Source organism: Mesorhizobium sp. M0676 (assembly GCF_040320535.1).
GTDB lineage: Bacteria > Pseudomonadota > Alphaproteobacteria > Rhizobiales > Rhizobiaceae > Mesorhizobium.
Genome location: NZ_JAMYPU010000003.1, coordinates 297,033 through 303,165 on the forward strand (window position 1 = coordinate 297,033; position 6,133 = coordinate 303,165).

At 65.3% G+C, this 6,133-nt stretch carries 6 protein-coding genes; 2 read left to right on the forward strand and 4 right to left on the reverse strand.

Annotated features, from left to right (window positions below):
- The first annotated feature begins 116 nt into the window (after positions 1–116).
- Together NKI35_RS05325 and NKI35_RS05330 are read left to right on the forward strand one after the other, a co-directional pair.
- A complete protein-coding gene (locus NKI35_RS05325; protein ID WP_023729697.1) occupies positions 117–1,139 on the forward strand; it encodes a substrate-binding domain-containing protein in 1,023 nt (340 codons plus the stop codon).
- Between the two features lie 166 nt (positions 1,140–1,305).
- The gene (locus NKI35_RS05330; protein WP_352738946.1) at positions 1,306–2,652 is read left to right on the forward strand and encodes an NAD(P)/FAD-dependent oxidoreductase; all 1,347 of its coding nucleotides are present in this window, start codon (positions 1,306–1,308) and stop codon (positions 2,650–2,652) included.
- A gap of 26 nt (positions 2,653–2,678) precedes the next feature.
- Here NKI35_RS05330 and NKI35_RS05335 read toward each other — a convergent pair whose 3' ends face one another.
- The 4 genes from NKI35_RS05335 to NKI35_RS05350 all read right to left on the reverse strand — a co-directional run.
- Positions 2,679–4,091: a S8 family serine peptidase gene (locus NKI35_RS05335; RefSeq protein WP_352738948.1), complete on the reverse strand. Its 1,413-nt coding sequence runs from the start codon at positions 4,089–4,091 to the stop codon at positions 2,679–2,681.
- On the reverse strand, positions 4,081–4,749 hold the full coding sequence (locus NKI35_RS05340; protein WP_352738969.1) for an anti-sigma factor: 669 nt from the start codon (positions 4,747–4,749) through the stop codon (positions 4,081–4,083). Before NKI35_RS05340 ends, NKI35_RS05335 begins: the two co-directional genes overlap by 11 nt.
- A gap of 14 nt (positions 4,750–4,763) precedes the next feature.
- Positions 4,764–5,330: a sigma-70 family RNA polymerase sigma factor gene (locus NKI35_RS05345; RefSeq protein ID WP_352738951.1), complete on the reverse strand. Its 567-nt coding sequence runs from the start codon at positions 5,328–5,330 to the stop codon at positions 4,764–4,766.
- 179 nt (positions 5,331–5,509) lie between these two features.
- Positions 5,510–6,133, reverse strand: a 624-nt coding sequence (locus tag NKI35_RS05350) for an integrase core domain-containing protein (RefSeq protein WP_352738954.1), incomplete at its 5' end; no start/stop codon positions are given.

Below are 6,133 nucleotides of genomic sequence, written 5' to 3' on the forward strand. Positions count from 1 at the left end.
CGTATTAAGCTTCAAACTGGCCGGACCAGTGCGTATGGTCGACCAGCTTGGCCGCGCCCGTTGTGGCGCCGCGTGGCTTCCAAATTAAAAGCGCTTTGAGGCTTGGAGGCCTCCCAGTGAACCTGAAGCAGCTCTCTCATATGCTAGCCCTGTCGCAGACAACGGTAAGCCGTGCGCTCAACGGCTATCCGGAGGTCAACGAGGAAACCCGCCGGCGCGTGGTGGATGCCGCCAAGCGCCACGGCTACCGGCCCAACCCGAGCGCGCGCCGGCTGGCGACCGGCAAGACGGGCATGATCGGCTATGTGCTGCCGACGGGCGCCTCCGTCGACATCGACCCGCATTTCGTCGAGTTCCTGTCGGGTCTCGGCGACTATGCCCGCTCGCACGAGCTCGACCTGGTGCTGTCGCCGGCCGATGCCGACGACCAGGAAACCACCTATCGCCGCATCGTCGCCAACCGCCAGGTCGACGCCGTCTACATCTCCTCGCCGCGCCCGGCCGACCGGCGGGTGGCGCTGGTCAACACGCTCGGCATTCCCTTCATCGTCCATGGCCGCAGCGAAGGCTCCGATTTCGACTACCCCTTCACCGACATCGACAATGAGGGCGGCTTCCACGACGCCGCCCGGCTGCTGGTTCAGCTCGGCCACCGGCGGCTGGCGCTGATCAATGGCGACGACCGCGAGACCTTCGCCATCCACCGCGAGCGCGGCATGCGCAGGGCGCTGGCCGCGAGCGGCCTGACGCTCGGCGAGCGCCATGTCTGTTCACTCACCATGACCGAGGAGAACGGCTACCGCGCCGCCAGGCGCCTGCTCGAACAGAGCGAGCGGCCGACGGCGATCGCCTGCTCCAGCCTGATCATGTCGCTCGGCGTCGTGCGCGCGGTGCGCGACCTTGGCCTGACCATTCCCGGCGACCTGTCGTTGATTGCCCATGACGACGTCTTTCCATGGCTGAAGCCGGAGAATTTTTCCGTGCCGCTGTCGACGACGCGCTCGTCGATCCGCCTCGCCGGCGCCCGCATCGCCGAACGCCTGGCAGCGCGCATTTCCGGCTTGGAAGAAGGGGCGCGGGGCGAGGTCTGGCCTGTCGACCTGGTGGTGAGAGGCTCGGTCGCCGGCGCGCCGGTTTAGGGATTAATCCAATTGCTCCGCTGGGCAAGTTCACCCATGTGGATGTTGCCCGCAGATAGATTGACTTCGTTGGGACAACGGTCTGCCTGGACCTGTCCTTGATTTGGCTTCGAGTGGGTGGCAACCAGTAAGCCAGAGCCATCAACCAGTCCTCAGGGTGCGCCACTTGCCCATATTCCCGTTCTCCGAAACGGATCCAATCCGGCATCCTGGCCCACCGCCGAAAACGTCGGAGGTGGTCATTGTCGGTGGCGGCATCATCGGTGTGACGACGGCGCTTTTCCTGGCACAGCGGAACATCCCGGTGACGCTGCTGGAAAAAGGACGCATTGCGGCCGAACAGTCGTCCCGCAATTGGGGCTGGATCCGGAAGCAGGGACGCGACGCCGACGAGTTGCCCATCGTCATAGAGGCTATTCGCCTGTGGCGGCAACTGGCTGAGGAATGCGGCGAGGACATCGGCCTGACCCAGACAGGTGTGACCTACCTGGCGAAGACCGACAAGGACATGGCCGGCTTCGAAGCATTCATGAAGATCGCTGCGACGCATGCGCTCGACACCCGTCTCCTGGATGCAGACGAAACCGCGGCACTCATCAAAGGCATGTCGCGCAAATTCAAGGGCGCGATGACGACGCCCTCCGACATGCGGGCGGAGCCTTGGCTGGCGGTGCCCGCACTTGCCCGGCTCGCCGTGCGAAAAGGCGTCAAAATCGTCGAGAATTGCGCAGCGCGAACCCTCGAAATCTCAGGCGGCAAGGTCAAGGGCGTGTGGACCGAGACGGGGTATATCGAGGCCTCCAGTGTGCTGGTCGCGGGAGGTGCCTGGTCATCCTTGTTCCTGAGAAGACACGGCGTCTCCATCCCCCAGCTCAGCGTCAGGGTAACCGCAGCCGCAACGGACCCCTTGGCTGAAATCTATGCAGGTGCGGCGACTGACGAACACATCGCTTTCAGGCGCCGGCAGGATGGCGGGTATACGCTCGCCGCGGGCGGCAGCCATCTGCATTACCTGGGACCTGACGCCTTCCGGCACGCCACCAAATATCTTCCCGCCCTCAGGGACAATCCGTTCGGGACACGCTACTTTCCGTTCGCCCCGTCAGGCTACCCTGACGCCTGGTCGACGCCGCGCGATTGGGCGCCGGATTCCGTCAGTCCTTTCGAAAAAATGCGGGTGCTGAACCCGCCCCCTGAACGAGCCGGTCTGCGTTCCATAGAACGCAATTTCGGACGTCTTTTTCCACAGCTCGAAACAGTTCGCCTGAAGGCAGGCTGGGGCGGCATGATCGACGCCATGCCGGACGTCGTCCCCATCGTGGATCATGTGCAGGCCGTCGGCGGTCTTTTCGTCGCGACGGGAATGAGCGGTCACGGCTTCGGTATCGGGCCTGGCATAGGCCGGGTCGTTGCCGACATGATCCAGGGAAACCAGACCGGGCACGACCTCAGCCGCTTCCGGCTGTCGCGCTTCCATGATGGCAGCCCTGTTCGGCTGGGTCCGGCGCTCTGAATTGGGTGGCGCGAAATTCGCCCGGTTTACTTGTTCGCCGCCGCCTTCGTATCCAGCAGCCCATAACCGAAATCATTGTCCCGTCCCTTCGGACCGAGATCCCTGGCGGTGACGGCCAGCGCCTTTTCGATATCGTCGGCCGAGCGCTCGGGTGAGGCGTGGATCAGGTTGGCGATTGCGCCGGACACGATCGCGGCGGCAAATGAGGTGCCGGTGACGACGTCAGAGCCGGCGCCGCTCGGCGCCACCATCTCGACGCCGGGCGCCGAGATGAAGACATAAGCGCCGCGATTGGCCTGCTGCATCAGCCCGTCCTTGGCGTCGGTGGCGGTGACCGCGATCACGCCGTCATAGGCGGCGGGGTAGCCATAGGGCGCTTTCGGCCCGTTGTTGCCGGCAGCAGCGACCAGGATGATGCCGAGCCCGCGCGCATTGCGGCAGGCGGTGGCGAGCAGATCGTTCTTGGGGCCGACGAAACTCATATTGATGATGCTGACATTCTGGTCCGCCGCCCAGTCGAGCGCCGACAGGATGACATCCATGGTCGACCTGCCGTCCTCGAAGGCGCGGGCGTGATAGATCCTGGCGCCGGGCGCCATGCCTTCGAGCGCGCCGACGCCGGCGATCAGCCCGTCGACCGAGGTACCGTGGTCACGCTTTTCGACCGGCACGTTGGGCATGGCGTCGAACTGGTCGGCAATGACGCCGGACAGCGCCGGATTGGTGTCGTCTATGCCGGTGTCGATGACGGCGATGCGCACGTTTTCGCCACTGGCTTGCTTGTTGTCGAGCTGAATGCGCTCGAAGGCATAGTTGACGATGCCGGCCCCCTGCTGCAGCGAATAGATATGGTTTGGCTCGCGCCGCAGGGTGCGGCCATCGGCGGCCAGCTGCGCCAGCACGGCGCCGACCGGGCGGCCGTCGGGAATGCCGAAGCGCACCAGCGTGGTGCCGAGCAGCCGCGACTGGCGCTGCGAGCGCACTTCAAGGCCGAAGGAGGCGGCGATCTGCTGGACGGCGCCGGCATCGCCGTCGACGGTCACCAGCACCTCGTCGGGCACGAACTCGCCGGCGATGGCACGGCGCGGCGCGGTCGCGACAAGATCGGTCGGCGAAACGATCGCCCCGCCGGCGGGTGGCCCGGCCTGCGTGTCGGCAGGCGGCGCTGACGGCCGCGGCGTCGGCACGGGCGCTACGGGAGCCGGTGGGTTGGGAAACAGGTCGACGATCAGGGCCGGAAGGGTAACTGCGCCTGGTTCGCCGCCGACGTTGGCCTCATTGCCGTCTTTCGGGCAGTCGGCAGCCGCCGCTCCGGCCGCGTCGGTGCAGTCGGCCCGGCCGGCATTGGGATCATTGGTCTGCGCCGACGCCGGCACGGCGACGATTGTCGTCGCCGCCACCAGGATCGCCGCAAATCGAATGACCGCCCTAGCTGCCATCAACCGGTTTCCTTCCCTCGATCACAGTCTCCGCGAACGGCTGGGCGGCAATAAGGCTGACGAGCCTGGTGTAGTCTGCTCCGGTCTTGACCGGGATGGCAATGCGGAAGACGCCCGAGGCGGCCGGCCCGCCGGCGATCTTCAGCGCGTTCTGGTCGAGGAAGACAGCGATGTCGGACATCTTCGCATCCGGCTTGAACTTGACCAGCGCGAACGGCAGTTTCGCCAGATCATCCTCGGCGCCGGCAATCTCGAAATCATGGCTCTTGCCGCCGGTCTGCACGTAGGACTGCACCACGACCAACGCCAGCAGCACCGCCGCTGCCGCCCAGGCGACACCGACCGGCACCGCCATGAAACGGCCGAGTGCCTGCGCCAGCCAGGAACGGCCCGCGGGAGCGCGGACCGGTCCGGCTTCGGCGTCGAGCGCCCTGGCAAAGCGGCTGAGCGCATCGGCCGGTGGCCGGATCGCCTCGTTGGCGGCGGTGGCGCCGGAGAATTCCGCCTCAGCCTCGCCAAGCGCCGCCGTCGCCGCCGGATCGGACGCCAGCCATTCCTCGACGGCTTCGAGGTCCGAGCCTTCCAGCGAGCCGTTCAGGTAGAACGGCAGCAGCGTTTCCATTTCGTCACGGCGCGAGATTTTTTCAGCGGCGCTCATGTCTTCAGGATTGCTCATGGCCACCCCCTGTCGTAACCGGCGGCCTTGAGGGCTTCGCCGAGTTTCTTGCGGGCGTAGAACATTCGGGTCTTGACGGTGGCGACCGGGATGCCGAGCACCTCGCCAATCTCCGTCACCGACTGTCCATGGTAATAGGCAAGGTCGATCACCGAGCGGTGTTCCTCCGGCAAGGCATCGACGAAGCGCCGCAAAGCGGCGCCCTTGTCTTCCTTCATGGTGGCGACTTCCGGCGTGTCGGCGCCGTCGGGAACCTTCGCCGCATCGTCGTCATCGATCCAGTCTTCTTTTTTCTTGCGAAGCATCGACAGCGCCTTGAACCGGGCGATGCCGAGCAGCCATGTCGAGACTTCCGAGCGCCCTTCGAAACCGGGCGCCTGGCGCCACAGCTCGAGAAAGACCTCGTTTGCGATATCGTCGGCCATCATTTCCGATCCCGTCTGGCGCACCACGAAGCGGTAGACCCGCGCGTGGTGACGCATGAACAGCAGCCGAACAGCGGCACGGTCGCCCTTCGCGACCCGGTCGACAAGCGCGCGATCAGTCTCGGTCGCTGCCGTCATGGCCGGTCGAGCCGCCTGGCTCCTGTCTGCTCTGTCGCCGATAGGTTCAAAAAGGTTCATCCTTCCGCCAAGGAATTTTGGCGAAGCTAACCGAAGAGAGGGAGTGTTGCCAGAGCGTCTGTCCAGCCGATAGATGGGTAACACTTTGAACCGGATACATAGGTGACACTTCTCTCCCCCTATGCGTCCGCCGCAGCGCCAAGCGGATTGGTTGGCGCGGCGCTGCGGCGGACAAGCTTCATGTGCCGTGTGTCGATGATGCCGAGCGGGTGGGCATGGAATGAGAGTGTCCATTGTCCGTCTTCGGTCTCCAACGCAGCGACCGGTTCGCCCGCCAGCGCTTGCGAGACATATATGAAGCCGCCATTCCATCGGATCTCGCCATTGTGGCGCACGCGGCGGACCGAGGCCTCGGCCGGATAGACGGGCTCGGGTGGTGTCCTGGGCATGGCGCGCTGTGAGGACCGGTAGTGCTGGGCGGGCGTATCCATGCCCAGCGCCTCATGGGGACGTTCCTCATTGTAGCTGTGGCGGAAGGTCTCGAAGGCCTGGCCCTGTGCCGTTCGGTCGGCTTCCGGTGCCTCGGCCATCGGCAGCATGGTCAGGTGAAAGCGCTCGTGACGTCCGTTCTGCTGTGGCCTGCCGGGTGCGATCCGCTCCAAGGTGATGCCGAGCTTGATGAAGCGCACGACAAGCGGCGTCAGCCCGGTGACGCCGGCCGATGCGAAGGGCGGGCCATTGTCGCTTCTGAAGCGATCCGGCAGGCCATGCTCTTCAAACAGCCGTTCGAACACCGGCCAGGC

Excerpts from the sequence above, each read along its gene's own strand:
- NKI35_RS05335 (WP_352738948.1), bottom strand. The coding sequence starts at position 4,091 with ATGGCAGCTAGGGCGGTCATTCGATTTGCGGCGATCCTGGTGGCGGCG.
- NKI35_RS05340 (WP_352738969.1), bottom strand. The coding sequence starts at position 4,749 with ATGAGCGCCGCTGAAAAAATCTCGCGCCGTGACGAAATGGAAACGCTG.
- NKI35_RS05345 (WP_352738951.1), bottom strand. The coding sequence starts at position 5,330 with ATGACGGCAGCGACCGAGACTGATCGCGCGCTTGTCGACCGGGTCGCG.